23 protein-coding genes and 1 tRNA gene are annotated in these 25,280 nt (G+C 67.1%); 9 read left to right on the top strand and 15 right to left on the bottom strand.

Annotation, left to right across the window (positions count from 1 at the left end; genetic code table 11):
- Nucleotides 1-4: 4 nt before the first annotated feature.
- Nucleotides 5-1,000, bottom strand: coding sequence for a lipopolysaccharide heptosyltransferase I (waaC, locus tag DID96_RS16445; protein ID WP_124600350.1), 996 nt, complete (start codon nt 998-1,000; stop codon nt 5-7).
- Nucleotides 1,001-1,177: 177 nt separating this feature from the next.
- On the opposite strand from waaC, the gene DID96_RS16440 reads away from it, so the two are divergent.
- The gene (locus tag DID96_RS16440) at nt 1,178-2,716 is read left to right on the top strand and encodes a chloride channel protein (RefSeq protein WP_124600349.1); all 1,539 of its coding nucleotides are present in this window, start codon (nt 1,178-1,180) and stop codon (nt 2,714-2,716) included.
- A 116-nt stretch (nt 2,717-2,832) separates the two neighbouring features.
- On the opposite strand, the gene DID96_RS16435 is transcribed toward DID96_RS16440, so the two are convergent.
- The 5 genes from DID96_RS16435 to DID96_RS16415 form a co-directional block, all read right to left on the bottom strand.
- Nucleotides 2,833-3,234, bottom strand: a complete 402-nt coding sequence (locus tag DID96_RS16435; protein ID WP_124600348.1) for a YXWGXW repeat-containing protein — start codon at nt 3,232-3,234, stop codon at nt 2,833-2,835.
- 160 nt (nt 3,235-3,394) lie between these two features.
- Entirely contained in the window at nt 3,395-3,649 is a 255-nt protein-coding gene (gene minE / locus DID96_RS16430; protein ID WP_010091676.1) for a cell division topological specificity factor MinE, read from the bottom strand.
- Nucleotides 3,650-3,661: 12 nt separating this feature from the next.
- The gene (gene minD / locus DID96_RS16425) at nt 3,662-4,477 is read right to left on the bottom strand and encodes a septum site-determining protein MinD (RefSeq protein ID WP_124600347.1); all 816 of its coding nucleotides are present in this window, start codon (nt 4,475-4,477) and stop codon (nt 3,662-3,664) included.
- 59 nt (nt 4,478-4,536) lie between these two features.
- Nucleotides 4,537-5,316, bottom strand: a complete 780-nt coding sequence (gene minC / locus DID96_RS16420) for a septum site-determining protein MinC (protein ID WP_124600346.1) — start codon at nt 5,314-5,316, stop codon at nt 4,537-4,539.
- Nucleotides 5,317-5,456: 140 nt separating this feature from the next.
- Nucleotides 5,457-6,104: a GNAT family N-acetyltransferase gene (locus tag DID96_RS16415; RefSeq protein WP_409333781.1), complete on the bottom strand. Its 648-nt coding sequence runs from the start codon at nt 6,102-6,104 to the stop codon at nt 5,457-5,459.
- A 558-nt stretch (nt 6,105-6,662) separates the two neighbouring features.
- Here DID96_RS16415 and DID96_RS16410 point away from each other — a divergent pair.
- On the top strand, nt 6,663-7,823 hold the full coding sequence (locus tag DID96_RS16410) for an alkane 1-monooxygenase (protein WP_124600344.1): 1,161 nt from the start codon (nt 6,663-6,665) through the stop codon (nt 7,821-7,823).
- A gap of 39 nt (nt 7,824-7,862) precedes the next feature.
- Here the strand turns inward: DID96_RS16410 and DID96_RS16405 are convergent, their stop codons facing one another.
- On the bottom strand, nt 7,863-9,404 hold the full coding sequence (locus DID96_RS16405) for a methyl-accepting chemotaxis protein (protein ID WP_124600343.1): 1,542 nt from the start codon (nt 9,402-9,404) through the stop codon (nt 7,863-7,865).
- Between the two features lie 148 nt (nt 9,405-9,552).
- Nucleotides 9,553-10,674: a LysR family transcriptional regulator gene (locus tag DID96_RS16400; RefSeq protein WP_260463916.1), complete on the bottom strand. Its 1,122-nt coding sequence runs from the start codon at nt 10,672-10,674 to the stop codon at nt 9,553-9,555.
- On the opposite strand from DID96_RS16400, the gene DID96_RS16395 reads away from it, so the two are divergent.
- Nucleotides 10,558-11,448: an NmrA family NAD(P)-binding protein gene (locus tag DID96_RS16395; protein ID WP_124600341.1), complete on the top strand. Its 891-nt coding sequence runs from the start codon at nt 10,558-10,560 to the stop codon at nt 11,446-11,448. The two genes, DID96_RS16400 and DID96_RS16395, sit on opposite strands and share 117 nt — an antisense overlap.
- A gap of 72 nt (nt 11,449-11,520) precedes the next feature.
- Entirely contained in the window at nt 11,521-12,021 is a 501-nt protein-coding gene (locus DID96_RS16390) for a hypothetical protein (protein WP_124600340.1), read from the top strand.
- 124 nt (nt 12,022-12,145) lie between these two features.
- Here the strand turns inward: DID96_RS16390 and DID96_RS16385 are convergent, their stop codons facing one another.
- A complete protein-coding gene (locus DID96_RS16385) occupies nt 12,146-13,063 on the bottom strand; it encodes a LysR family transcriptional regulator (protein ID WP_124600339.1) in 918 nt (305 codons plus the stop codon).
- 149 nt (nt 13,064-13,212) lie between these two features.
- Here DID96_RS16385 and DID96_RS16380 point away from each other — a divergent pair, with 149 nt between their 5' ends.
- Entirely contained in the window at nt 13,213-14,397 is a 1,185-nt protein-coding gene (locus DID96_RS16380; RefSeq protein WP_124600338.1) for an NAD(P)/FAD-dependent oxidoreductase, read from the top strand.
- 190 nt (nt 14,398-14,587) lie between these two features.
- Here the strand turns inward: DID96_RS16380 and DID96_RS16375 are convergent.
- A tRNA-Ser gene (locus DID96_RS16375) sits at nt 14,588-14,678 on the bottom strand.
- 128 nt (nt 14,679-14,806) lie between these two features.
- Nucleotides 14,807-16,108: a serine--tRNA ligase gene (gene serS, locus DID96_RS16370; RefSeq protein ID WP_124600337.1), complete on the bottom strand. Its 1,302-nt coding sequence runs from the start codon at nt 16,106-16,108 to the stop codon at nt 14,807-14,809.
- A gap of 253 nt (nt 16,109-16,361) precedes the next feature.
- Between serS and DID96_RS16365 the strand changes: the two genes are divergently transcribed.
- Nucleotides 16,362-16,628, top strand: a complete 267-nt coding sequence (locus DID96_RS16365; RefSeq protein WP_124600336.1) for a DUF2164 domain-containing protein — start codon at nt 16,362-16,364, stop codon at nt 16,626-16,628.
- 43 nt (nt 16,629-16,671) lie between these two features.
- On the opposite strand, the gene DID96_RS16360 is transcribed toward DID96_RS16365, so the two are convergent.
- The 3 genes from DID96_RS16360 to DID96_RS16350 all read right to left on the bottom strand — a co-directional run bounded on the left by DID96_RS16360 (nt 16,672) and on the right by DID96_RS16350 (nt 21,212).
- The gene (locus DID96_RS16360; protein ID WP_124600335.1) at nt 16,672-17,982 is read right to left on the bottom strand and encodes a replication-associated recombination protein A; all 1,311 of its coding nucleotides are present in this window, start codon (nt 17,980-17,982) and stop codon (nt 16,672-16,674) included.
- Between the two features lie 184 nt (nt 17,983-18,166).
- Entirely contained in the window at nt 18,167-18,856 is a 690-nt protein-coding gene (gene lolA / locus DID96_RS16355; protein WP_124600334.1) for an outer membrane lipoprotein chaperone LolA, read from the bottom strand.
- A gap of 46 nt (nt 18,857-18,902) precedes the next feature.
- Nucleotides 18,903-21,212, bottom strand: a complete 2,310-nt coding sequence (locus tag DID96_RS16350; RefSeq protein ID WP_124600333.1) for a DNA translocase FtsK — start codon at nt 21,210-21,212, stop codon at nt 18,903-18,905.
- A 294-nt stretch (nt 21,213-21,506) separates the two neighbouring features.
- Here DID96_RS16350 and trxB point away from each other — a divergent pair, with 294 nt between their 5' ends.
- From trxB to DID96_RS16335, 3 genes are all read left to right on the top strand, one after another.
- Nucleotides 21,507-22,469 (top strand): thioredoxin-disulfide reductase, encoded by a 963-nt coding sequence (gene trxB, locus DID96_RS16345; RefSeq protein WP_124600332.1) that lies wholly within the window; start codon nt 21,507-21,509, stop codon nt 22,467-22,469.
- Nucleotides 22,470-22,597: 128 nt separating this feature from the next.
- Entirely contained in the window at nt 22,598-23,377 is a 780-nt protein-coding gene (locus DID96_RS16340) for a Smr/MutS family protein (protein WP_124600331.1), read from the top strand.
- Nucleotides 23,364-23,987, top strand: a complete 624-nt coding sequence (locus tag DID96_RS16335) for a trimeric intracellular cation channel family protein (protein WP_124600330.1) — start codon at nt 23,364-23,366, stop codon at nt 23,985-23,987. Before DID96_RS16340 ends, DID96_RS16335 begins: the two co-directional genes overlap by 14 nt.
- A gap of 83 nt (nt 23,988-24,070) precedes the next feature.
- On the opposite strand, the gene DID96_RS16330 is transcribed toward DID96_RS16335, so the two are convergent.
- On the bottom strand, nt 24,071-25,189 hold the full coding sequence (locus DID96_RS16330) for an ABC transporter ATP-binding protein (RefSeq protein WP_124600329.1): 1,119 nt from the start codon (nt 25,187-25,189) through the stop codon (nt 24,071-24,073).
- Nucleotides 25,190-25,280: the final 91 nt, after the last annotated feature.

Below are 25,280 nucleotides of genomic sequence, written 5' to 3'. Positions count from 1 at the left end.
CCGTTCAGGCCGCTACCGGCGTGCGCTGCACGTAATCGGGACCGACCGCATCGATCGCTGCCAGTGCTTCGTCGACACTCGGCGCGGCGCCCGGTTCGCCGATCGACAGTGCGTGGGGCGCGCCGCCGATCCCGCAGTGGTGACGCGACGTCGCCACGAAGATCATCACGGTCGGCCGCCGCAGCGCGTGCGACATGTGTACGAACCCCGTATCCACGCCCACCACCAGCGCAGCCCGGCCGATCGCCGCACCGAGCTCGCGCACCGACATCGCGGGCAGCACGATCGCACCGGGGGCACGCGCGGCGATGTCCTGCGCATCATCACGCTCGGCCGGCGAACCCCATGGCAGCAACACGCGCACGCCGCGCGCCATCATCTGCGTCGCGAGCGCCGCCCAATGCTTGGCCGGCCATTTCTTGTCGACGTTCGACGTCGCATGGAACAGCAGCATGAATGGCGCGCCATCGGTGACCGTGGCAGGCAGGCTCACATCGCTCGGCGCGACGACTCCGTGGTCCGCAATCCCTTGCGGTTCGTAGCCGAGCGCCTCGCCCGCGCTCACGCGCATCCCGTGCCAGGCATCGCAGTCCGGCCGCGGGCCGAAGCGGTGCGAGTATGCAAAGCGCGCGCCCGCCTCGCCGAGATCCCGGGTCTGGTAGCCGACCCGGCGCCTGGCGCGCGCAAGGACCGAAATGATCGCGCTCTTGTACACGCCGTGCAGGTCGATCACCGCGTCGTAGCGGTGCGCGCGCAACGCGCCGATCGACGACGAAATCGCTTTCAGGTCGCCTGCATTGCGCAGTTTCTTGAAGCGGCGCAGTGGCGCGCACAGCACGCTGCTCACGCCCGGGTGCCAGCGCACCACCTCCGCACACGACTCGTCGACGGCCCAGTCCACCGTCACGCCGGGAAATGCGCGATGCAGGTCGGCGACGACGGGCAACGTCTGGACGACATCGCCGAGCGACGTCACTTTCACAATGAGGATCCGTTTCACGGTAGTCAGAATTTCACGAGAGAGAACGGCCATTTCGGCATACTAATAACGATCGCGCAGCATTTGCATTACATCCAGATTACATTTGCAACGAAATGCGTCGTCGTCGTGAAGGATAGTTGAACGCAGCCGGCCACGGTTCTTTTTTATAATCGATTCTTTGCCGACGGCGCGCCGATGCAACGCACTGCCCTGTTTTCCACCGTCACCCGCCGCACCCAGCGCATCTGGCGCCAATACGGGATCTTCTGGCTCGGTGCGATCGCCGTCGGCCTCACCGCCGTGCTCTATGCGCGGCTGATCGACTGGGGTTACGAGTCGTTCCGCTCGCTGCAGCAGCATGCGCCCTGGCTGCCGCTGCTGCTGACCCCGGCGATCGCCGCCGGCTCCGTGTGGCTGACCCGCCGCTTCTTCCGCGGCGCGGAAGGCAGCGGCATCCCGCAGGTGATCGCGACGCTGCATGCGCGCCCGAGCCAGTTCGGCGCGCGGCTGCTGACGCTGCGCATCCTGTTCGGCAAGATCCTGATCTCGTTCCTCGGCATCCTCGGCGGCTTCACGATCGGCCGCGAAGGACCGACCGTGCAGGTCGGCGCGTCGCTGATGTTCAACCTGCGGCGTTTCTATCCGCGCTCGAACGCGCAGATCGAGCGCCAGCTCGTGCTCGCGGGTGCGGCGGCCGGCCTGTCGGCCGCGTTCAACACGCCGCTCGCCGGCATCGTGTTCGCGATCGAGGAACTGACCCGCAGCTTCTCGTCGCGCGCAAGCGGCGTGCTGATCACGGCGATCATCATCGCCGGCGTCGTCGCGCTCGGGCTGAACGGCAACTACACGTACTTCGGCACGATCGACGTCGGTCCGCATTTTCCGAAGCTGCTCGCGCTCGCCGTGCTCGTCACCGCCATCGTCACGGGCATCGCGGGCGGGCTGTTCTGCTGGGTCTTGCTGAACGTCGGCCGCTGGCTGCCCGCGCAGCTGCTCGGGCTGTACCGCGAACGGCCGATCAGGTTCGCCGCGCTGTGCGGCTTCGCGATCGCGGTCATCGGCCTCGTGTCGGGCGGCACGACGTTCGGCAGCGGCTATGCGGAAGCGCGCGGCCTGCTCGACGGCCGCGAGCACCTGTCGGTGTTCTATCCGTTCCTGAAGATGGCGTCGATGGTCGCGTCGTACCTGCCAGGCATTCCGGGCGGGATCTTCGCGCCGTCGCTGTCGATCGGTGCCGGGTTCGGCAACCTGCTGCACCTGGTGTTCGGCGACATGCCGCTGCCGATGCTGATCGCGCTCGCGATGGTCGGCTACCTCGCCGCCGTCACGCAATCGCCGATCACGTCGTTCGTGATCGTGATGGAGATGATCAACGGCCACGCGCTCGTGATCTCGCTGATGGCGGCCGCGCTGATCTCGAGCCGCGTGTCGCGCTTCTTCGCGCCGCCGCTGTACGAGACGCTTGCGCAGCGCTATCTCGCGCCACCCGCGCCCGTGGCAGCTGCGGCCGCCGCGGCCGCGGCGACCAGTACGGGCCGCCCGGCATCCGGCGTCACCGAGCCGCAGGACGCGGACGCGGCGCCCGCCGATCCGCTCGAAACGCTGCACGACGAGACCGGCGGCGAATCGGCCGGGCATGGGTCGGGCGAACGTGCGCAGGACGGCGACGCGACGGTCGCGGCAAACGCGGCAAACGCCGTTGCAACGCACGCCGCCCCGCGCGACGCTCAATAGATGACCACCGGCGCCGGCCGGTAGTACACGGGCCGCGCCGGCACGACGACGCAGCCGGCGAGCGTGATGGCGACGAGCGCGATCACGAAGACGGTCTTTTTCATCGCACGCCTCCGTTACGCCCAGTGGCCGCGGGTCCAGAACCAGTTCGGACCGCGCTGGTCCCAGTGGCCCGGCACCCAGTGCATGCCGATCCGCTCGGCTTCCCAGTGGCCACCGATCCACACGTACTGGCCATGATCCCAGTGCCAGTGGCCGCGCTCCCATACGTAACCGACTCGCGCGTCCGGCACGACTTCGTAGCGCACGGGCGGCGGCGCGTTCGGCGCGACGACGACGATCTCTTCGGTGCGCGCGGCGACCGGCTCGGCGATCACGACTTCGCCCGGCCGGGTGACGACCGGCGTCGCAACGAGAATTTCGTCCGCGCGCGCGGCGAGCGGTGCGGCAAAAGCGGATACGCCGGCAGCTGCGGCGGCGAACGCGAGAACAACGCGACGAATCGATGAGACAGCCATTCCAACCTCCTGATTGAACAAGCAACGCGAGCGTATTCGTTCAATGCGGGAGCAGGGGTTACGGCCGACAGGCGCCGTGTTACGGCGTGCCCGAAAGTGCAACAGGGCGTAAGACGCGCACGGCGGCGAGCGCCGCCGTGCGGAACGGGAACGATGCGGGTCAGGCTTGCGGAATCTCGATCTTCACTTCGAGCACTTCGAGATCGTCCTGGCGCTCGAGGCTCACGCGGATGTCATCGTTCGAAATCTGCACGTACTTCGAGATCACGGCGACGAGCTCCTTCTGCAGCGCCGGCAGGTAGTCGGCCGGCGGTTTTCCGCCTACCCGCTCGTGCGCGATGATGAGTTGCAGGCGCTCCTTCGCGATCGACGCGGATTTTTTCTTCTCACCGAGGAGAAACGACAGAATGGACATGGGCGGCCTCCGTTACTTGCTGCCGAAGAGGCGCTGCAGCAGGCCCGGCTTCTGGTATTCGGTGAAGCGCAGCGGCTTGTCTTCGCCGAGGAAGCGCCCGACGATGTCCTTGTACGCTTCGGCGACGTCGGTGCCGTCGAGGTGCACGGCCGGCAGGCCCTGGTTCGACGCATGCAGCACCGCTTCCGATTCCGGCACCACGCCGATCAGCTTGATGCGCAGGATCTCGCTGATGTCCTCGAGCGACAGCATCTCGCCTTCGTTGACGCGCTTCGGGCTGTAACGCGTGATCAGCAGGTGCTCCTTGATCGGATCCTTGCCTTCGGCCGCGCGCTTGGTCTTCGACGACAGGATGCCGAGAATGCGGTCCGAATCGCGCACCGACGACACTTCCGGGTTCGTCACGATCAGCGCCTCATCCGCGAAGTACATCGCGTGCAGCGCGCCGGCTTCGATGCCCGCCGGCGAGTCGCAGACGATGTACTCGAAATCCATGCCGGCCAGGTCGTTCAGCACCTTCTCGACGCCTTCACGCGTCAGCGCATCCTTGTCGCGGGTCTGCGACGCCGGCAGGATGTACAGGTTCTCGCACTTCTTGTCCTTGATCAGCGCCTGGTTCAGGTTCGCTTCACCCTGGATCACGTTCACGAGGTCGTACACGACGCGACGCTCGCAGCCCATGATGAGATCGAGGTTGCGCAGGCCGACGTCGAAGTCGATCACTGCCGTCTTGTGGCCACGCAGCGCAATACCGGACGCGAAGCTCGCGCTCGTCGTCGTCTTGCCAACGCCGCCCTTGCCCGAAGTCACCACGATGATTTTTGCCATTTACCCTATACCCTGTGTTCGTCAATGAGAGCCGATCGATCCGGTGTGCGCCGCGTGCTTCACGTCAGGCGCAGCGGTTCGATCATCAGTTTTTCCTCTTCGAGCCGGATCTGCACCGATTTGCCGAGCACGTCGGCAGGCAGCGGGTTCTCGGTTGTTCGATAGATGCCCGCGATCGAAATCAGTTCCGGCTCGAGACACGTGCAGAAAATGCGCGCGTCGTGATTGCCGTGCACGCCCGCGAGTGCGCGGCCGCGCAACGGCGCGTAGATGTGGATATTGCCTTCCGCAATGATCTCGGCGCCGTTACTGACCGGCGCGAGCACCACGAGGTCTCCTTTCGCGTAAATCTGCTGCCCCGAACGCAACGGCTTGTCGATCACGAGCGTCTGGCCGCCGGCCTGCAGCGGCGCCGGAGCAGGCTCCTGGGCCGCTGCAGGGGCCGGTGCAGGGGCCGCGACGGCAGCCGCCTCGGCGACGGGCGCATGATCCAGGTCGCCGGAGGCCTTCGCCGACGGCGCGCGGCGGTCGCGCGCCTCGAGCAGCGGCAGCCCCGCTTCGCCTGCCCAGCCCTGCGACGCCAGCGCGACGACGCCTACCGGGCGCATCCGCACGTCGCTCAGCATCTGGCGGATGTCGGCCAGCGCCACGCGTTCGCCGTCCGCAAGACGGCGGACGTCGATCGCGACGACATCGTCGGCAAAAAACTCGGGAGTCGCTTCGAAGCGCTTGACCAGCTCGGAGCGCAACGCGTCGAGATCGGTCGTCTTCACGGTGAACAGCAACGTATCGACCGTACCGCTGCGCAGTTCGAAGAATGGCGATTTTTTAAGCGACATGGACACTCTGCAAAAAATTTTTGCGTATTTTACAGGCGTCCACGCGACGGGCCATTAATTTTGGGGCGTCGCGCAACAGGCGTCGTGTAACAGGCGTCGCGCTTCGGGGCTGGGTGGCCCGGCGGACGCCGCCCCGCACGTCAGTGTTTCACCCGCGACACGAACAGCGTCTTCATCGCGCCGGGCATCCGCGCGATCGGCGCATGCTCGCCGGTGTTGCCGAAGCCGGCGCGCTCGTAGAAGCGGATCGCGTTACGGTTCGCGTCGGCGATCCATGCGTAGATGTCCTGCGCGCCGCGTTCGGCGAGCCACGCGCTCGCCGTCTCGACGAGCAGCAGGCCACCGCGCAGGTGGCGCACCGCGTGCGCGACCCACAGCTCGCTGACGAATGCGCGATGCTCGGGCGTATTGTCGAAATACGCGCCGATCATGCCGGCCGGATGGCCTTCGGTATACAGCAGGAACGTCGTCGACTGATCGGACGTCGCGCGCTGCGCGGCAATGGCCGCCGCCGCGTCGGAATCGACGTTCAGCAATTCGGCCTCCGGCGCTTCGCCGGGCGCGTAGGGCTCGCGCAGCGATGCGGCGCGGAGTTCGCGATACACGCCGCCCTGGTCGGCAACGATACGACGAACGGTCAAGATCGAACTCATGCAGGCACAGCCCCCTTCGGACAGCAAGTTACTAGCTTCAACCGAAAGCGGGGTATGAGTCAAATCGTTATTTTCAAATGCCGGCGCGAATCGAAAGGCAACAGGCGTTGCAACCGCCCGGTTGCGCCATCGCACGCGCCCTGCTGTGCATATGCAACATCGCTGCCAGACCGTGCGCCGCGGCCATCAACGGCTCGTATCAGCGCTGGCCCGCCGGCCGGGCACCTTGACTGACGGGCGCGTCAGCGCGACGCGCCACGCACGTTCAGCCGGCCGCGCCGAAATTCCATGCAGGACAGTCGATCGGATATCGAACGAAACGCGATTCGCGTCAGCGATTTTATTGCGACGCAACATTTGTTGCTTGGCACACACACCGGACGCACGGGTTAGGAGCCGCCCCGTTTTCGTCTGACGAACGTTCCGTCCTGGCCAGGGGAAATCGCGCTTCCTGTCTGTTTCAATCACCGCGTGCGCGCCCTTCCCCGCCCGCGCCGCCGGCACCCCGCCGTTTGGAGTTTCCCGCCTAGCGCGCGGGTTGAAATTGGTCGGACGCGAATCGTATAACTGGCAGACGCGGGTCACGATCCGGGGCCAAGACCCGGTGTCGCGCGCATGCGGCGCGGACCAACGATGGATTCGAACCGCTTCGTATCGGGCCGGGCGCGAAGTCCGGCCGACAGGAGGGAGACAATGGCAATGACCGACGGATCGGCGTCGAGCTGGTCGGATGGCAAGCGTTACCTGTGGCTGCTCGGCGCGCTGACGATCACGCTGCCGATCCTGGCGGCCCAGCTCGCGCTGTCGACGGGCCTGCACGTGTTCTGGTGGTTCGGGCCGCTGTTCGCGTTCGGCGTGATCCCGATCCTCGATACGCTGATCGGCGACGATCGCGACAATCCCCCGGACGAAATCGTGTCCCGGCTCGAGAAGGAGCGCTACTACCGGTTGATCGTCTATCTCGCGACGCTCGTCGAATACGTCGCGTTCTTCGTCTGCGCGTGGATCGTCGCCACGCATGCGCTCGCGTGGTACGACTACGTCGGCTTCGCGCTGTCGCTCGGCGCGGCGACCGGCATCTCGATCAATACCGCGCACGAACTCGGGCACAAGACCAGCCGCTTCGAGCGCTGGCTCGCGAAGATCACGCTCGCGCCGGTCGCGTACGGGCACTTCTTCGTCGAGCACAACCGCGGCCATCACGTCCGTGTCGCGACCATCGACGATCCGGCGAGCGCCCGCTTCGGCGAATCGTTCTGGGCGTTCCTGCCGCGCACCGTCGTCGGCAGCATCCGCTCCGCATGGCATCTGGAACAGACCCGCCTCGCGCGGCTCGGCAAGTCGCCATGGACCTGGCGCAACGAGGTCCTGCATGCGTGGGCGATGACGGTCGTCGTATGGGGCGTCGCGATCGCGCTGTTCGGCAAGGTCGTGATTCCGTTCCTGCTGATCCAGGCGGCATACGGCGCGTCGCTGCTCGAGGTCGTGAACTATGTCGAGCATTACGGGCTCGGACGCCGGAAGCTGCCGAGCGGCCGCTACGAGCGCTGCACGCCGCAGCATTCGTGGAACAGCAACCACGTCGTGACGAACCTGTTCCTGTACCAGCTGCAGCGGCATGCCGACCATCACGCGAATCCGACCCGGTCGTACCAGGCGCTGCGCCATTTCGACGATTCGCCGCAGTTGCCGGCCGGTTACGCGACGATGATCCTGTTCGCCTACATCCCGCCGCTCTGGTATCGCGTGATGAACCCGCGCGTGGTCGCGCACTACGGCGGCAACATGGCGCAGTCGAACATCAAGCCGTCGATCCGTCAGAAGGTGCTCGCGCAGTACGCGGCGGCGGGCTGAGGGTGCGGCGGGTCGGGGGTTCGGGTGGCGGCACCCGGCTCACGCCGCCACCGTGTCGGGCAGCCTGAACACCGCTACCGCGTGCCGCAGCGCCCGCGCCTGCTCCGCGAGCGCCTGCGTCGCCGCCGACGCCTGCTCGACGAGCGCCGCATTGTGCTGCGTCGCGGCGTCCATCTGCGTGACCGCGACGTTGACCTGCTGGATCCCGCCGCTCTGCTCCTGCGCTGCCGACGAAATCTCCGCGACGATCGCCGTGACCCGCCGCGCCGCGGCGACGATCTCGTGAATCGACTCGCCCGCGCGGCCGATCAGTGCCGCCCCGGCGCCGACGCGCCGCGTCGACTGCTCGATCAGCCCCTTGATCTCCTTCGCGGCGGCCGCGCTGCGCTGCGCGAGCGTGCGCACTTCGGATGCGACAACGGCGAAGCCGCGGCCCTGCTCGCCCGCACGCGCGGCCTCGACCGCCGCGTTCAGCGCGAGGATGTTGGTCTGGAACGCGATCCCGTCGATCACCGCGATGATCTCGCCGACCTTCGCCGCGCTGTCGGCGATCCCGTTCATCGTGTCGACCGCCTGCGTCATCACGCCGCCGCCGGCCGACGCGATGCCGGACGCGTCGTCGGCAAGCCGCGCCGCGTGCTGTGCGTTTTCGGCCGACTGCCGCACGACGCCCGTCAGTTGCTCCATGCTCGCCGCGGTTTCTTCCAGCGACGCGGCCTGCGCTTCGGTGCGCGCGGACAGGTCGTGATTGCCCGCCGCAATCTCCGCACTCGCTGCCGCGACCGCTTCCGCGTGCGTGCGGACCTCGAGCACGACGCCCGACAGGCTCGCGCGCATCGTCTGCAATGCGCGCAGCAATTCGGCGATCTCGTCGCGGCCGCTCGCATCGACTTCGCGCGTCAGGTCGCCAGCGGCCACCGCCTTCGCACACGCGACGGCCGCATCGAGCGGCCGCAGGATCGCGCGGCTGAACAGGAACGCCCCGAGCATCGCGATGCCCAGCACGACGAGCATCAGCACGATGCTCGCGGCGGTCGCGTGCCGTGCGTCGCGGCTCGCTTGCGCGGACACCGCGGCGCTTTCGTCGGCGATGGTCTTCGCGGCGCGCTCGAGCAGCGCGGCCGGCTCGCGATCGACGCCCGCGACCGCCGCGTCACCGGCCGCCGGCTCGAAACCGGCTGCCGTGAACGCGTCGAAACCGCGCCGGTAGCCGTCGCCCATCGCCGCATGCGCGCGCATGAACTGTTCGACGAGCGTGCGGCTTTCGCCGGGCGGCAATTGCCTGTCGAGCTGCGCGGCAAGCGTGTCGACCGTGCGCTCGCGCGTCTGGAACGCGCTCCAGTACTTGTCCAGCTTGTCGGGCTGCTTGCCGCGCAGCAGCGTGTCCTTCCATTCCTGGACCTGCAGCTTGAACTGCACGAGGGTGGCCGACACGAGCCGTTCGTTGGCGACGTTCGTCCGCACGTCGTTTGCGAACGTATCGATCGAGCGATTGAGGATGTGAATGCCATACAGCGCGCCGGACAGCATCAGCAGCAGCGCAACGGCAAATGCGAAGGGGATCTTGTAGCTCAGCTTCATGGGGCCTTGAATCGACAGGGGGCGGCGTCGCGACGTGGACGCATGACGCCAAGCCCTGTTAACGGCGCGCAAACTGACGGCTTAAAGCAGAGGAAAACGATTGGCGCGATTGGTCACGAGCCGCGTGCGGGAACCTGAACGATCGGCATCAGCCGCGTTCCTGGGCGATGTCCATGATCTGGCGACGCAGCCATGCATGGGCAGGTGCGTCGTGCGTTCGCTCGTGCCAGATCATGGACGGCGAGACCGCGTCCAGTGCCAGCGGCAACGCGACGATTTCGAGCGGCGCGGCGGACGCCATGCGCGCGGCCAGACGCCTCGGCAACGTGAGAACCAGATGGCTCGCGGCCACGATCATCGGCGCAACGAGGAAATGAGGCAGGCGCACGGCAACCGTTCGACGCAAGCCCAGCCGGGCCAGTGCGGTGTCCACTTGCGTGCTCCCCTGGCCCGTGATGGTCACCAGCACGTGCGACAGCGCAGCGAAGCGCTCCGGCGTCAGCTCGACGGACAGGATCGGGTGGCCGCGGCGGACGACGCAGACCAGATCCTCGTCATACAGCTTGCGGCGATAGAAGCCTGCGGACAGCATGTCGTCGGCGTACACGCCGAGGGCGACGTCCGCCTCTCCCCGCGCGATGGCCTCCACGTTGGTGCCGCGCCGGACCGGGATCTCCAGCGTCACGCCAGGCGCGGCCTGCTCCAGCCGCGCGACCAGGCCGGGCATCATCATCAGCGCCATGTGATCGATGCTGGCGATCCTGAAGTGATGCCGCGCGGTAGCCGGATCGAACACGGCGGGCGCAACGATGTTGCGCACGTCCTCCAGCAGCCGCTCCACGATGGGCGCCAGCGCGAGCGCCCTGGGCGTGGACTCCAGCCCTTTCGGCGTGCGCACGACCACGCGATCCTTGAGCAACTCGCGCAGCCGGCCCAGCGCGCGGCTGGCAGCCGGCTGGCTCAAGCCGAGCCTGGCGCCGGCGCGCGTGACGCTATGCTCGTCGAGCAGCGCGCCGAGGAATTTCAGCAGGTTCAGGTCGACCGAACGAAGATCCACTTCATGCATGGCGAAGATGCTACTCATGCATTTGAGAAATGACAACGCGAAACATATGATGATTCTCACCAAAACCTTGGAGCGGTGGTGAGAAACATGACATACGTTGTCACTGGAGTTACGGGGCGGACCGGTGCGGTTGCCGCTCGCACGCTGCTGGCCGCTGGCGAGCGCGTGCGGGTAGTCGTGCGCAATCCAGCCCACAGCGAGCACTGGGAGCGCCTGGGGGCGGAGGTAGCCGTGGCCGACCTGACCGACGCAGCGGCATTGACCCGTGCTTTCTCCAGAGCCCGGGGCGCCTACCTGGTCAGCCCGCCGAGCTATGCGCTGAAGGATATCTACCGCTACGTGGAACGGGTCGCCGACGCGGCCGCGCAGGCCGCCGAAGCGGCGCGCCTGCCGAAGCTCGTGCTGCTGTCCTCGGTCGGCGCGGACCAGGCGAGCGGCATCGGTGTGATCGCGAACAACCGGACGATGGAACAGCGCCTCAGCCGACTGGACATCCCGATGGCCTTTCTGCGTGCCGCCTATTTCATGGAAAACTGGGCCGGGATGGTCGATTCCGTACTGAACGAAGGGATCTTGCCCAGCTTCCTCGCGCCGCTCGACCGCGCGATCCCGATGGTGGCCACGCGGGATATCGGCCGGGTGGCGGCCGAGACCTTGCGCGAAGACTGGAGCGGCACCAGGACCGTGGCGCTGGAAGGGCCGGCACAATACAGTCCGAACGAGATTGCCGCCGCCTTCGAACAGGCGCTCGGCCGCCCTGTCCGGGCCGTCATCGTCGAAGAATCTTCGTGGCGCGGCGCGCTCGCGCAGGGCGGCCGGTTCTCCGAAACGGCGCTCGCCGGATTCATCGAGATGACTCGCTCCCTCAACAACGAGCACATCAGCTTCGCCAGCGACACGGGCACCACCCACGTGGCAGGAAGCGTGCCGTTTTCAGAGGTTGCGCCGGTACTGCTCGGCCTGCGCCCGGCCCCGTAACCTCCCGACCGGCCCGGCGCCGACCTCCGTGGCCCGTCGGTCCGGTGCTTTCCGTTCTTCCGGAGTCTTGAAGTGAAACCCTATCTCGCAATCGGCGCCCTCACCGGGCTGGTCATGGCGGCCGGCGTGGCGAACGCCGATGCGAAGGCGTCGGCGATCGCAGCAAGGATGCTGCAGCCCTACGCGGATCTGGGCAAGCTCAAGCCATTTTCGGGATCGGAGGAGATTCTGCCGGGGATCGTCGGCGCGGTGCATCCGGGGCATACGCCGGGCAGCGCCATCTACACGCTCGAGAGCCAGGGCCAGAAGATCCGCTTCATCGGCGACGCGATTCATTCGCTCGTGCAGTTTGCCGATCCTTCGATCACCGTTGCATTCGATACGGATTCCGGGCTGGCCGAGGGGGTGCGTGAAGACGCTTTCGCGCAAGCCGCCTCCACGCACGAATGGATTGCCGCGCCTCACCTGCCCTTCCCCGGCATCGGGCATATCCGTCGGGCCGACGCCGGCTACGATTGGGTGCCCGTCAGCTACGAAGATCGTCCGCTGGCATTGCTGCCTGCGCAAAAGTAGTCGGGCCACCGCGGAGCCGCGTCCTGGTATGCGCGTCGTCCTCACGGCGAACACGGTCGGACTTTAAAAACGGGCGCCCGCCCCGGGCGCCGATCGCGACCGGCACGAAGCGCGCATTTCCGCGTCAAGCGGCTGTCGGCATGCCGTCGAGGCGGGTCAGTATCAGGTCCAGCAATGCGCGGATCTTCGCGGACACGAAGTTGCGGTTGCTGTAAACCGCAAGCAACTGCAGCGGTGCTGCGTTCATCTCCAGCGGCACGCGTACGAGACGACCGTCGGCGAGTTCGGCGCGGCAGCTGCGTTCCACAAGTATCGCGAAGCCTATGCCATCCAGCGCGGCGGTGCGTGCCATCTCGCCACTGTTGACACGGTATCGGCTTTGCACCGGGATCTTGCGGGTTGTGCCGTCCGCGTCGACGAACTGCCACGGGCGCCCCTTCAGCGTGCTCAGCGTCGTGATGCACGGCAGCTTGCACAGTTGCTGCGTGTCGCTCGGCAACCCCGTCCGCGCGACGAGCGCCGGCGACACAACCACGACGCTCGGCAGGTCGGCGAGCGGACGCACGATCAGCGTACTGTCGTCCACCGCACCGCGATTCACGATGATCGCGAGGTCGACATCGTCGCGCAGCGCCGCGACGCCCGCGAAGCTCGTGTCGCAATCGATCTCGATCGCCGGATGCCGCTGAGCGAACTCGGAAATGATCGGGCCGAACACACGGGGGCCAATCTCGCCGGGCAGGCAGAGCCTCAGTGCGCCGCGCAGTTCGGTCTGCTGCGACGTGAGTTCGCATTCGGCCAAAGCAAGCGCGTCGAGCATCGGCTTCGCTCGCTGGTGCAGCAGCCGGCCCAGGTCGGTCAGCCGCAGATGCCGGGTGCTGCGTTCGAGCAGGCGCACGCCAAGCCGCGCTTCGAGCTGCGACACGTAGCGGCTGACATTGGAACCCGGTAGCGACAACACGCGCGCAGCACCGGAGAAACTGCCCTCATCGACCACCGATACGAATACGCGCACCGCGTTCAGATCCAGCTTGCTCCGCATGATTATCCCGTTTGAGGTCATAAAATTTTCCGTATCCGGCATCTAATCCCGCTTTTGATCGTAATTTACGATCGCCGACGGGTAAACACACGGGCAACCGAACCGTGTCGTCACTGAACAGCCGACTGGCAAATGGAATGGAGCGAACGATGGACATAGCGATTCTCGGCGCGGGCATCGCGGGCGCGAGCGCGGCACTGACGCTGTCGCTGCGCGGGCACCGTGTGCGGCTTTACGAGCGCCGGCCGGAGGCGGCAACGATGGGCGCCGGCGTGGTCCTGTGGCCGAACGCGGGCTTCGTGCTGTCCGAGCTCGGCCTCTCGGCCGAGGTCGCGGCGGCCGGCGGCCGGCCATGTGCGATGCGCAAGCTCGATCGGCAAGGCTGCGCGCTCGGTCATGTGGACGTTCGCTATCTCGATCGGCTGATGGGCTTTCCGACCCGTTCGATCCTGCGCCGTGATCTGCAGTCGATCCTGCTTCGGCAACTGGCGGCGCGTGGTATCGAGATCAGCTATGGCGCGGGCGCGCGGACGATCGAAGCCGGCCCGGGTGGCCTGGCGACCGTGCGTCTGGACGACGGACGATCCGTTCGCGCCGACCTGATCATCGGCGCCGACGGCCGCAAGCAGTCTGTCGCGCGGCGTTACGTCTGCGGCGACAACGCACCGGTCTACCAGGGGTTCGTCAACTGGATCGGCGTTGCACGAAGCGCGGTGCCGCTGATGGACGTGATCGCGATCTGCGACTACTGGGGGATCGGCGAGCGCTTCGGCATCGTGGCGCTGGATCCGCATACCGCGTACTGGGCGGCGGCGGCAGCCGACGCGAACGAGGCCGACGACGTGCCGGAACCCGATGCGCGGGCAGTCGTCGAGCAACGGTTCGCTTCGTGGCCCGCGCCGATCGACGCGGTGATCCGCGCAACGCCGGCGCAGGATGTCCGGAAGATCCGGGTGTACGACCACGATCCGCTCGACGTCTGGCACCGCGACAACGTGCTGTTGATCGGCGACGCTGCGCACGCGCCGCTACCGACGTCGGGCCAGGGTGCTTGCCAGGCGTTCGAGGACGCGTGGCATCTGGCCGGATGCATCGGCGGCGGCGACATCGATCTGCCAGCCGCGCTGACGTTGTTCGGTGCGCGGCGCCACGCAAAGACCGCACGCATTACGACGCATGCACGAGACTTCGCTCGCATGCTGTTCACGACCGATGCCCGTGCATGCCGCGAACGCGACGCAAGCGCGCAGCGCGCCGATCCGATCGCCGACACCGAAGCGCTCGCCAGAGCATGGGGTGCCGGCCTGCCACTGGCCGGCGCGGCCACTGGTTGACGCCCGCCCAGCGATTTGCCGCGCACGAACGCAACGACACCGTACCCGACATCATTTCGTTCACCGAAGAAACCCGCACCCATGACTGTCCCGAGCCACACTTCAACGATCGCAGTTCGCCCCGCCCCGCCCCGCCGTGCCCACAAACGAAAAACCCCTTAATCCTTCCGGATCAAGGGGCTTCGTATTTTGGCGGAGAGGGTGGGATTCGAACCCACGGTACGGGGAAACCGTACGCCTGATTTCGAGTCAGGTACATTCGACCACTCTGCCACCTCTCCTTCCTTACTGCATTTCGCGGTTGGTCGTTTCCGCGAAAGAAAAGATTATAGAACGATCTCTTCGAAACTTCCAAGCCCTTTTTGCAAATTTTTTTGCGGGGGCTTCGGAGGCTTGCCGACGCGCGATCTTACGACGCCTGTGCCGGCGCGTCGATGCGCTCCAGACCGCCCATGTACGGACGCAGCGCGTCGGGCACCGTGACCGAGCCGTCGGCGTTCTGGTAGTTCTCGAGCACCGCGACGAGCGTGCGACCGACCGCGAGGCCCGAGCCGTTCAACGTATGCACGAGTTCCGGCTTGCCCTGTGCGTTGCGGAAGCGCGCCTGCATCCGGCGCGCCTGGAACGCCTCGGTGTTCGAGCAGCTCGAGATCTCGCGGTATGTGTTCTGCGCGGGCAGCCACACTTCGAGGTCGAACGTCTTCGCGGCCGAGAAGCCCATGTCGCCCGTGCACAGCGTGATCACGCGGTACGGCAGGCCGAGCTTCTGCAGGATCGCTTCCGCATGGCCGACCATCTCGTCGAGCGCCGCGTACGACGTTTCCGGCGCGACGACCTGTACCATCTCGACCTTGTCGAACTGGTGCTGGCGGATCATCCCGCGCGTGTCGCGGCCGTACGAACCGGCTTCCGAACGGAAGCACGGCGAATGCGCGGTCAGCTTGATCGGCAGCGCGGAGCCTTCGACGATCGACTCGCGCACGGTGTTCGTCAGCGAGATCTCGGACGTGGAGATCAGGTATTGCGTGACCTTGTTCTCCTCACCGCCCTTTTCGACGCGGAACATGTCGTCCGCGAACTTCGGCAACTGGCCCGTGCCGTACAGGATCTCGGGGTTCACGATATACGGCGTGTACGTCTCCGTATAGCCGTGCTGCTGCGTGTGCGTGTCGAGCATGAACTGCGCGAGCGCACGGTGCAGGCGCGCGATCGGGCCGCGCAGCATCGTGAAACGCGCGCCGGCGAGCTTCGCGCCGGTTTCGAAATCGAGGCCGAGCGGCGTGCCGACGTCGACGTGATCCTTCACCTCGAAATCGAACTGGCGCGGCGCACCCCAGCGGCGCACCTCGACGTTGCCGCTTTCGTCGTTGCCGACCGGCACGCTTTCATGCGCGACGTTCGGCATGCCCAGCATCAGGTCGGACAGGCGTGCCTGGATCTCGCCGAGTTTCACTTCCGACGCCTTCATTTCATCGCCGATGCCGCCGACTTCGGCCATCACCGCCGACGTGTCCTCGCCCTTCCCCTTCATCGCGCCGATCTGCTTCGACAGGCTGTTGCGACGGGCCTGGAGCTCTTCGGTACGGGTCTGGATCGCACGGCGTTCCGCTTCGAGCGCGGAGAACGCAGCGACGTCGAGGGTGTAGCCGCGATCGGCGAGGCGCTTCGCGACGCCGTCGAGGTCTTTGCGCAGCAACTGGATGTCGAGCATGGGAGGACTGGAAATTCGTTGTGTAAGACGAGAATTCTAACGCACCGCGCGCCCGCCACGGCGTCGGCCTGACGGACGATGCCGCAAACGGGTGCCGCGTGGCAGTATCGCATTGCCGGGATGCGCGTCGCGTGCCGGCACGCCGCATTGCATGGCGCCCTGGCAAGTGCTGACGCGCCGGCTCGGGCCGACCGCGAAGCATGGGACCAGCGTCAGCACTCAAGGACTGACTCTGGTCGACATTGGAGAGCAGATGGCCATCGAACTGGACAAGGATGTGCGCGACCGCGCAATCGCCTCGCTGCAACGCTATTTCACCGAAAACATGGACGAGCCGATCGGCAACATCCAGGCCGGTGCGCTACTGCATTTCTTCGTCGAGGAGATCGCGCCCGCGATCTACAACCTCGCGATCGAGGATGCGCAGGCGCGCCTGCACGCGCGCATCGCCGAACTCGACATCGACTGCCACGAGGAGCCATTCGGCTACTGGAAGAAGCAGCCGGCACGCAAGCGCTGACTCTGGCAGCCGGCACCCGGGCCGGCCCGGTCCGCAACAGTCGCTAAGCCTTCTTGCCCGCCTCGCGGTCGAGTTCGCGCAGCCACGCGAGCTTGTCGGCGATCTTCGATTCGAGCCCGCGCGGCACCGGCTGATACCAGCGCGGCTCGCGCATGCCGTCCGGCAGATAGGTCTCGCCGGCCGCGTATGCATTCGGCTCGTCGTGTGCGTAACGGTATGCGTGGCCGTAGCCGAGCTCCTTCATCAGCTTGGTCGGCGCGTTGCGCAGGTGCACGGGCACCTCGCGCGACTTGTCCTGCTTGACGAACGCCATCGCCTGGTTGAACGCGTTGTAGCCCGCGTTGCTCTTCGCCGCGCACGCGAGATAGATCACGGCCTGGCCAAGCGCCAGCTCGCCTTCGGGCGAGCCGAGCCGTTCGTAGGTCTCGGCCGCGTCGTTCGCGATCTGCATCGCGCGCGGATCGGCCAAGCCGATGTCTTCCCATGCCATCCGCACGATGCGCCGCGCGAGATACTTCGGGTCCGCGCCGCCATCGATCATCCGGCAGAACCAGTACAGCGCGCCGTCCGGGCTCGAGCCGCGCACCGACTTGTGCAGCGCCGAGATCTGGTCGTAGAAGTTGTCGCCGCCCTTGTCGAAACGGCGCGCGTTCAGCGTCATCGCGCTGCTGACGAACTCGGCGTCGATCGTCGTCACGCCCGCGGACGCCGCAGCCGTCTGCGCCTGCTCGAGCAGGTTCAGGAAGCGCCGCGCGTCGCCGTCCGCATAGCCGACCAGCGTATCGACCGCCTTGTCGTCGAATGCGAGGCCGTCGAGCGCGATCTCCTGCGCGCGCTTCAGCAGCTGGCGCATCTCGTCATCGGTCAGCGACTTCAGCACGTAGACCTGCGCGCGCGACAGCAGCGCCGAGTTGACCTCGAAGCTCGGGTTTTCGGTCGTCGCACCAATGAAGGTCACGAGCCCCGACTCGACGAACGGCAGCAGCGCATCCTGCTGCCCCTTGTTGAAGCGGTGAATCTCGTCGACGAACAGGATCGTATGGCGGCCCGTACGGTTGAGCGTGTCCTGCGCGTGCTCCATTGCCTCGCGGATGTCCTTCACGCCGCCCAGCACCGCGGACAGCGCGATGAACTCGCAATCGAACGCGAGCGCGGTGAGCCGCGCGAGCGTCGTCTTGCCGACGCCGGGCGGCCCCCAGAGAAGCATCGAATGCGGCTTGCCCGATTCGAACGCGAGCCGCAGCGGCTTGCCTTCGCCCAGCAAATGCGTCTGGCCGATCACCTCGGCGAGCGTCTTCGGCCGCAACGCCTCGGCGAGCGGCCGGCGCGGCTCGACTTGAAACAGGTCGGACATGAACCCTCGCTCCACATCAAACGGTTGCGGCCGAACGCGGCCGCCGGACCCGCCATTATGACAGCCGCGCGACGGCGCCGCCGTGCCCGGTGCCCGGTGCCCGGTGCCCGGTGCCCGCGCCCGGAAACGACACGGGCCTGCCATCGCTGGCAGGCCCGTGCCGGAATCGGCGCGCGGGCGCCGGTCAGCCGGTGATCACGTCGGCGCCCTTCGGCACGACGAACTTGAACGTGTCCGACTTCAGCGGCGGGTTGGTCTGGATGTTCGTGAACGTCAGCAGCGTGACGTTGCCGAACACGTCGTGCAGCTCCATCGCGGCGAGCGTGCCGTTCCGGAAGCCGATGCCGATCCGCTGGAACTGCGTGTCCTGCGCCTTCGGCAGCATCTCGAGCCATTCGATGCCGCCCTTCTCGCCCGCATCGCGCAGCGTGTAGTTCTTGTCGAGGTCGTTGCTGCCGAACAGGATCGCGGCGGGGCTCGCGCCGAGCGCGCCGGTGAGCTTGCGCTCGGTGACCTGGTTCAGGTCGCGGTCGTACACGTACAGCTTCTCGCCGTCGGCCTGCAGCACCTGCTGGTATGGCTTCTGGTAGGTCCAGATGAACTTGCCCGGACGCGCGAACACGAACGTGCCGCTCGAATTGTCGGTGGGCTTCGGCGCCGCCTGCACGGCGCTCGCGCCCTTCGCCGGCGCCTTGACGATCTGCTGCGTGAATTCGCCCTTCGCCGAACGCACCTGCGACACGAAGGCCTTCAGTTGCTCGGTGCCGCCCGCGAACGCCTGCGTCGCCGCGAGCATCAGCGATGCGCCGGCGAGCGCCGCGCCGAGCCAGCGCCGCGTCGAACGAAGGGACAATGCGAACGAATGTTGCTGCATGGTGCGGTTTTCTCCCTGGGTGGCCGGCGCCGCGCGCGCCGCGGACTCATTCCGCGTCGCGGGCCGGCACAAGAATTTCGCGGTTGCCGCTCGACGACATCGCCGACACGAGCCCCGACTGCTCCATCTGCTCGAGCAGCCGCGCGGCGCGGTTGTAGCCGATGCGCAGGTGGCGCTGCACGAGCGAGATCGACGCGCGGCGGTTCTTGATGACGATCTCGACCGCCTGGTCGTATAGCGGATCAGACTCGCCGCCGCCTTCGCCGGTTCCCGCGCCGGCCGAGCCCTCGTCGCCGTCGGCGGTGCCGCCTTCGAGCAGGCCTTCGATATAGTTCGGCTCGCCCTGCTCCTTGAGCTTGTCGACGACGCGATGCACTTCGTCGTCGGCGACGAACGCGCCGTGCACGCGCACCGGCAGCCCGGTGCCTGGCGGCAGGTACAGCATGTCGCCCATCCCGAGCAGCGATTCGGCGCCCATCTGGTCGAGAATCGTGCGCGAGTCGATCTTCGACGACACCTGGAACGCGATCCGCGTCGGCACGTTCGCCTTGATGAGGCCCGTGATCACGTCGACCGACGGACGCTGCGTCGCGAGGATCAGGTGGATGCCGGCCGCGCGCGCCTTCTGCGCGATCCGCGCGATCAGCTCCTCGACCTTCTTGCCGACGACCATCATCAGGTCGGCGAGCTCGTCGATCACGACGACGATGTTCGGCAGCCGGCCGAGCGGCTCCGGATCCTCAGGCGTCAGGCTGAACGGGTTCGGGAGCTTCTCCTCGCGCTTCGCCGCTTCGTCGATCTTGTTGTTGTAGCCCGCGAGGTTGCGCACGCCGAGCTTGCTCATCAGCTTGTAGCGGCGCTCCATCTCGGCAACCGTCCAGTTGAGCGCGTTGCCCGCCTGGCGCATGTCGGTGACGACCGGACACAGCAGATGCGGAATGCCTTCGTAGACGCTCATTTCGAGCATCTTCGGATCGATCAGGATCAGGCGCACCTGCTCGGCGCTCGCCTTGTACAGCAGCGACAGGATCATCGCGTTGATCCCGACCGACTTGCCCGAACCGGTCGTGCCGGCGACGAGCAGGTGCGGCATCTTCGCGAGGTCCGCGCACACCGGCTTGCCGCCGATGTCCTTGCCGAGGCTGAGCGTGAGCGCAGACGGCGCGGCCGCGTACACCTCCGAGCCGATGATCTCGGACAGGTGCACGGTCTGGCGGCGCTGGTTCGGCAACTCGAGCGCCATGTAGTTCTTGCCGGGAATGGTCTCGACGACGCGGATCGACACGAGCGACAGCGAGCGCGCAAGATCCTTCGCGAGGTTCACGATCTGGCTGCCCTTCACGCCGGTCGCCGGCTCGATCTCGTAGCGCGTGACGACGGGGCCCGGATACGCGGCGACGACGCTCGCCTCGACGCCGAAGTCCTTCAGCTTCTTCTCGATCAGTCGCGACGTGAATTCGAGCGTGTCGGCGGAGATCGCTTCCTGCGCCTTCGGCGCCGGATCGAGCAGCGAGATCGGCGGCAGCGTCGAATCGCCGGGCAGGTCGGTGAAGAGCGGCACCTGGCGCTCCTTCTCGACGCGCTCGGACTTCGCGGGCGTGACGACCGGCGGCACGATCGTCACGGGCTCGTGATCCTCGATGCGCACGCGCTCTTCCTCGACCTTGCCTTCGCGGCGCACGGCCGCGGCCTCGCCGAGCTTGCGGTCGCGCTCGGCCTCGCGGCGCAGCTTCGCGACGTTGACGGCCGACAGGATCGCGCCGCCGACGCGCTCGGAGACCGACAGCCACGAAAAGCGGAAATACAGCGACAGCCCGATCGCGAGCGCGATGAGCAGCGCGAGCGTGCCGCCCGTGAAGCCGAACGCGTGCGACATCGCGCCCGCGACCGCCTCGCCGACGACGCCGCCCGGCGCGCGCGGCAGCTGCACCTTCAGCGACCACATGCGCAGTGCCTCGATGCCGTCGGACGCGAGCAGCACGAGCACGAACGACAGCACCTCGGTCAGCCAGCCGATCGGCCGCTCGGGCTCGTCGGCCAGCGTCTCGTGGCGGGTGATGCGGCGGTAGTTGGCGGCGATGCGCCGCCCGAGCGGCACGATCAGCCAGTAGGCCGACAGGCCGAACAGCAGCAGCACGATGTCGGCCGTCCACGCGCCGACGCGGCCCGCCCAGTTAGAGATGTGATCGACCTGCGCCGCGTGCGTCCAGCTCGGGTCGCGCCGGCTGTAGCTCAACAGGGCCATCACCAGAAATGCGCACAGCGCGACCTGGAGAATCCAGCGGATCTCCGTGAGGAGCTTCGACATCCGGTGCGGCAACGCCTGTGCCTGAGCGGAATAAGGAGCTTTTGCCATGAATGCGTATAAAGAAGACGGGCCGCGCATGCTGCGCGCCCGTCAATCGTTCGATCCCGCTTATTGTAAACGCAGCGCTGCCCGCGCAAGTGTAAATGACGGTTACATCGGGCCGCGCAGGTGGGGCCGCCCGCGCCAAACGCTATCGCCGCGATTGAAACTCTCGTTCGGCAGCGCACCAACAGGGCCTTTATAATGCGCGTCTGATACCCATCTACGGTGGCATCCCGGTCAACCCCGACCGTCCGGCGCGCTCACCCCGCCCGCCGCGGCCGCCTTTTACGGATTTCGCACATGTCCACGCCCAAACACGCCAAAGTCCTGATTCTCGGTTCCGGCCCCGCCGGCTATACGGCTGCCGTCTACGCGGCACGCGCCAACCTGTCCCCGGTGCTCGTCACCGGCATCGCGCAGGGCGGCCAGCTGATGACCACGACCGACGTCGAAAACTGGCCGGCGGACGCGAAGGGCGTGCAGGGTCCCGAGCTGATGCAGCGCTTCCTCGAGCACGCCGAGCGCTTCAACACCGAGATCCTGTTCGATCACATCCACACCGCGAAGCTGCACGAGAAGCCGATCCGCCTGATCGGCGACGCCAGCGAATACACGTGCGACGCGCTGATCATCGCGACCGGCGCGTCGGCGCAGTACCTCGGCCTGCCGTCCGAGGAAGCGTTCATGGGCAAGGGCGTGTCGGCTTGCGCGACCTGCGACGGCTTCTTCTATCGCGGCCAGAACGTCGCGGTGATCGGCGGCGGCAACACCGCGGTCGAGGAAGCGCTGTACCTGACCGGCATCGCGAACAAGGTCACCGTGATCCACCGCCGCGACAAGTTCCGCGCGGAGCCGATCCTCGTCGACCGCCTGCTCGAGAAGGAAAAGGAAGGCAAGGTCGAGATCAAGTGGAACCACGTGCTCGACGAAGTGACGGGCGAGGATTCGGGCGTGACGGGCCTGCGCATCAAGCACGTGCAGACCGGCGCGACGGAAGATCTCGCGGTGCAGGGCCTGTTCGTCGCGATCGGCCACAAGCCGAACACGGACATCTTCCAGGGCCAGCTCGAGATGAAGGACGGCTACATCCTGACGAAGAGCGGCCTGCAAGGCAACGCGACGTCGACGAGCGTGCCGGGCGTGTTCGCCGCGGGCGACGTGCAGGACAACATCTACCGCCAGGCGATCACCAGCGCGGGCACCGGCTGCATGGCCGCGCTCGACGCGCAGCGCTACCTCGAGAGCCTGCACGACCATAAGTAAGCCGCACGCGCCGGGCGCTACAATGGCGTCCGCTGCCGCGACGCACGCTTGCCGACAAGCCGCTGCCGACGCAGCGGCTTTTTTCATGACCGCGCGCTCCGCGCGCGTCTGCCTTGCGTGTGTGAATCATGGCGAAGAATCAACCCCATCCGAGCGATCCCGCGAAGCGGCAAGTCGCCGCCCGTCCCCAGCAACCCGCCCCGGCCGCGCCGCCGGCGGCGCCCGAGCCCGGCGCGCTGCGCGGCCAGGGCCTCGCCGGCCTCGGCACGCTGCGCACCGCGCTCAAGGGCGAAGCCGAGCGCCGCGAGCGCGAGCGCGTCGAGACCGCGAAGGCCGCGCGCCAGACCGAAGCCGACGCAAACCTGTTCCGCAACGAGATCGGCGCGATCCGGCCGCTCAATGCGCCGCCGCGCGCTGCAGCCGGCCGCGAGCCGCCCGCGCCCGTGCCGAAGCAGACGCAGCGCGACGAGGAAGCGGTGCTGAACGCGACGCTGTCCGACGAGTTCGATCCCGAGACGCTGCTCGACAGCGACGAGTCGCTGTACTACCACCGCCCCGGCGTGAGCCGCGACGTGGTGCGCAAGCTGAGGAGCGGCGCGTGGATCGTGCAGGCGCAGCTCGACCTGCACGGAATGCGCCGCGACGAAGCGCGCGACGCGCTCGCCGCGTTCATCCGCGAATCCGGCAAGAAAGGGCTGCGCTGCCTGCGCGTGATCCATGGCAAGGGCCTCGGCTCGGTCGGCAAGGAACCGGTGCTGAAAGGCAAGGTGCGCGCGTGGCTCGTGCAGAAGGAAGAAGTGATCGCGTTCTGCGAGGCGCGCGGCCACGACGGCGGCGCGGGCGCGGTGCTCGTACTGCTGCAGCCGCTTGCGGCGCCCGCCGATCGGGGGCCGCGTGCCGCACCCTAGGCTGACGCTCGCGATCACGATACTCGAAGCGATCGCGACGCTAGCGTTCGCGATTTCCGGCTTCATCGAAGCGCGCAAGAACCGGCTCGACTCGGTCGGCACGTTCGTCGTCGCGCTCGCGACGGCGTTCGGCGGCGGCACGCTGCGCGACATCCTGCTCGAACGCCGGCCGTTCTACTGGGTCGTGCACGACGACTACGTGCTGGTGATCTTCGCGCTGTCGCTGTGCGCGCCGTTCGTGCTGCGGATGCTGTCGCGGCTGTCGGCCGAACGGACGCTGCTCATTGCCGACGCGGTCGGCCTCGGCATCTTCAGCGTGTCCGGCACGTCGATCGCGCTCGACGCCGAGATGCCGCGCTTCATCGCGGTGATGATGGGCGTGATCACCGGCGTGGTCGGCGGGATCATCCGCGACGTGCTGTGCAACGACATCCCGCTGATCCTGCGCGACTCGCGGCCGTACGCGACCTGCGCGTTCGTCGGCTGCTGGTTCTATCTGCTGCTCGTGTGGCTGGACGTCGATTCGGTCTACAGCGTGCTGACGGCGACCGGCTTCATCCTCGTCGCGCGGCTCGTCACCTACAAGTTCGACGTGCGGCTGCCGCACTGAGCGCACAACCTCCCTACAAGCACAAGGGGCCGCCGGCCAGTTCAAAGCGGCCCCTTGCGCGTATCCGGCGCGGTGTGCCCGCGTTACGCGATCCGCTCCTCCGACGCCGGATCGAACAGCACCGCCTTCGACACGTCGAACAGCAGCGACAGCGTCTGCTCCGGCTGCGGATTGGCGGCCGGATGCACGCGGCTCACGATGCGCTTGCCGTTCACCTGCGCGAACACGTGCGTGTCGGGGCCGGTCGGCTCGGTCACGTCGACGCGCACGTCGAGCGGCTGCAGGTGCGACGCGTCGCCGTTGTGCGCGTGGCGCACGTCGGTGATGCGCTCCGGGCGCAGGCCGAGGATCACCTCGCGGCCGACGTGCGCCTTCAGCTTGCCCGCATCGAACGGCAGGTTCAGCGCGCCGCGCGCGACGCCCGTGTCGATCTCGAGCGCGACGCCGCTGCCCTGCTCCACGAGCCGGCCGTTGATGAAGTTCATCGGCGGCGCGCCGATGAAGCCCGCGACGAACAGGTTCGACGGCGAATCGTAGATTTCCTGCGGCGCGCCGAACTGCTGCACCACGCCGTCCTTCATCACCGCGATGCGGTCGCCGAGCGTCATCGCCTCGATCTGGTCGTGCGTCACGTAGACGATCGTCGTGCCGAGGCGCTGGTGCAGCAGCTTGATCTCCGCGCGCATCTCGATGCGAAGCTTCGCGTCGAGGTTCGACAGCGGCTCGTCGAACAGGAACAGCGCGGGGTCGCGCGCGAGCGCGCGGCCCATCGCGACGCGCTGCCGCTGGCCGCCCGACAGCTGGCCCGGCTTGCGCTCGAGCAGGTGCTGGATCTGCAGCATCTGCGACACGCGATCGACGATCTGCTGCTGCTCGCTCTTCGGCACCTTGCGGATGTTCAGGCCGAACGAGATGTTCTCGCGCACCGTCATCGACGGATACAGCGCATACGACTGGAACACCATCGCGATGTCGCGGTCCTTCGGCGACAGGTCGTTGACGACCTTGCCGTCGATCCGGATCTCGCCGCTCGTGACCGTCTCGAGGCCGGCGATCATGTTGAGCAGCGTCGATTTCCCGCAGCCCGAGCCGCCGACGAGAATCAGGAACTGACCGTCCTCGATGTCGATGTCGACACCCTTCAGGACGGGCACCCCGTTCGGGTAGGTCTTGTACACGTCACGGATGGAAAGGCTTGCCATGCTGTGAATCCTCTGTCTCGTGCAGCGCGTTCGTCGCGCCGCGTCGGTATCGTTTCGATGCGCCGCGCGTCGCGCGCGCGGCCGGTTCGTC

This window comes from Burkholderia sp. Bp8963 (genome assembly GCF_003854275.1).
In the GTDB taxonomy this organism is placed as follows: Bacteria; Pseudomonadota; Gammaproteobacteria; order Burkholderiales; family Burkholderiaceae; genus Burkholderia.
The sequence above is the reverse complement of the archived record's forward strand: the minus strand, read 5'-3'. Positions and strand labels throughout refer to the sequence as shown.

Coding starts and splice junctions, on each gene's coding strand:
- DID96_RS16440 (WP_124600349.1), top strand. CDS start 1,178: ATGCAACGCACTGCCCTGTTTTCCACCGTCACCCGCCGCACCCAGCGC.
- DID96_RS16435 (WP_124600348.1), bottom strand. CDS start 3,234: ATGGCTGTCTCATCGATTCGTCGCGTTGTTCTCGCGTTCGCCGCCGCA.
- minE (WP_010091676.1), bottom strand. CDS start 3,649: ATGTCCATTCTGTCGTTTCTCCTCGGTGAGAAGAAAAAATCCGCGTCG.
- minD (WP_124600347.1), bottom strand. CDS start 4,477: ATGGCAAAAATCATCGTGGTGACTTCGGGCAAGGGCGGCGTTGGCAAG.
- minC (WP_124600346.1), bottom strand. CDS start 5,316: ATGTCGCTTAAAAAATCGCCATTCTTCGAACTGCGCAGCGGTACGGTC.
- DID96_RS16410 (WP_124600344.1), top strand. CDS start 6,663: ATGGCAATGACCGACGGATCGGCGTCGAGCTGGTCGGATGGCAAGCGT.
- DID96_RS16405 (WP_124600343.1), bottom strand. CDS start 9,404: ATGAAGCTGAGCTACAAGATCCCCTTCGCATTTGCCGTTGCGCTGCTG.
- DID96_RS16395 (WP_124600341.1), top strand. CDS start 10,558: ATGACATACGTTGTCACTGGAGTTACGGGGCGGACCGGTGCGGTTGCC.
- DID96_RS16385 (WP_124600339.1), bottom strand. CDS start 13,063: ATGCGGAGCAAGCTGGATCTGAACGCGGTGCGCGTATTCGTATCGGTG.
- DID96_RS16380 (WP_124600338.1), top strand. CDS start 13,213: ATGGACATAGCGATTCTCGGCGCGGGCATCGCGGGCGCGAGCGCGGCA.
- serS (WP_124600337.1), bottom strand. CDS start 16,108: ATGCTCGACATCCAGTTGCTGCGCAAAGACCTCGACGGCGTCGCGAAG.
- DID96_RS16365 (WP_124600336.1), top strand. CDS start 16,362: ATGGCCATCGAACTGGACAAGGATGTGCGCGACCGCGCAATCGCCTCG.
- DID96_RS16360 (WP_124600335.1), bottom strand. CDS start 17,982: ATGTCCGACCTGTTTCAAGTCGAGCCGCGCCGGCCGCTCGCCGAGGCG.
- lolA (WP_124600334.1), bottom strand. CDS start 18,856: ATGCAGCAACATTCGTTCGCATTGTCCCTTCGTTCGACGCGGCGCTGG.
- DID96_RS16350 (WP_124600333.1), bottom strand. CDS start 21,212: ATGGCAAAAGCTCCTTATTCCGCTCAGGCACAGGCGTTGCCGCACCGG.
- trxB (WP_124600332.1), top strand. CDS start 21,507: ATGTCCACGCCCAAACACGCCAAAGTCCTGATTCTCGGTTCCGGCCCC.
- DID96_RS16340 (WP_124600331.1), top strand. CDS start 22,598: ATGGCGAAGAATCAACCCCATCCGAGCGATCCCGCGAAGCGGCAAGTC.
- DID96_RS16330 (WP_124600329.1), bottom strand. CDS start 25,189: ATGGCAAGCCTTTCCATCCGTGACGTGTACAAGACCTACCCGAACGGG.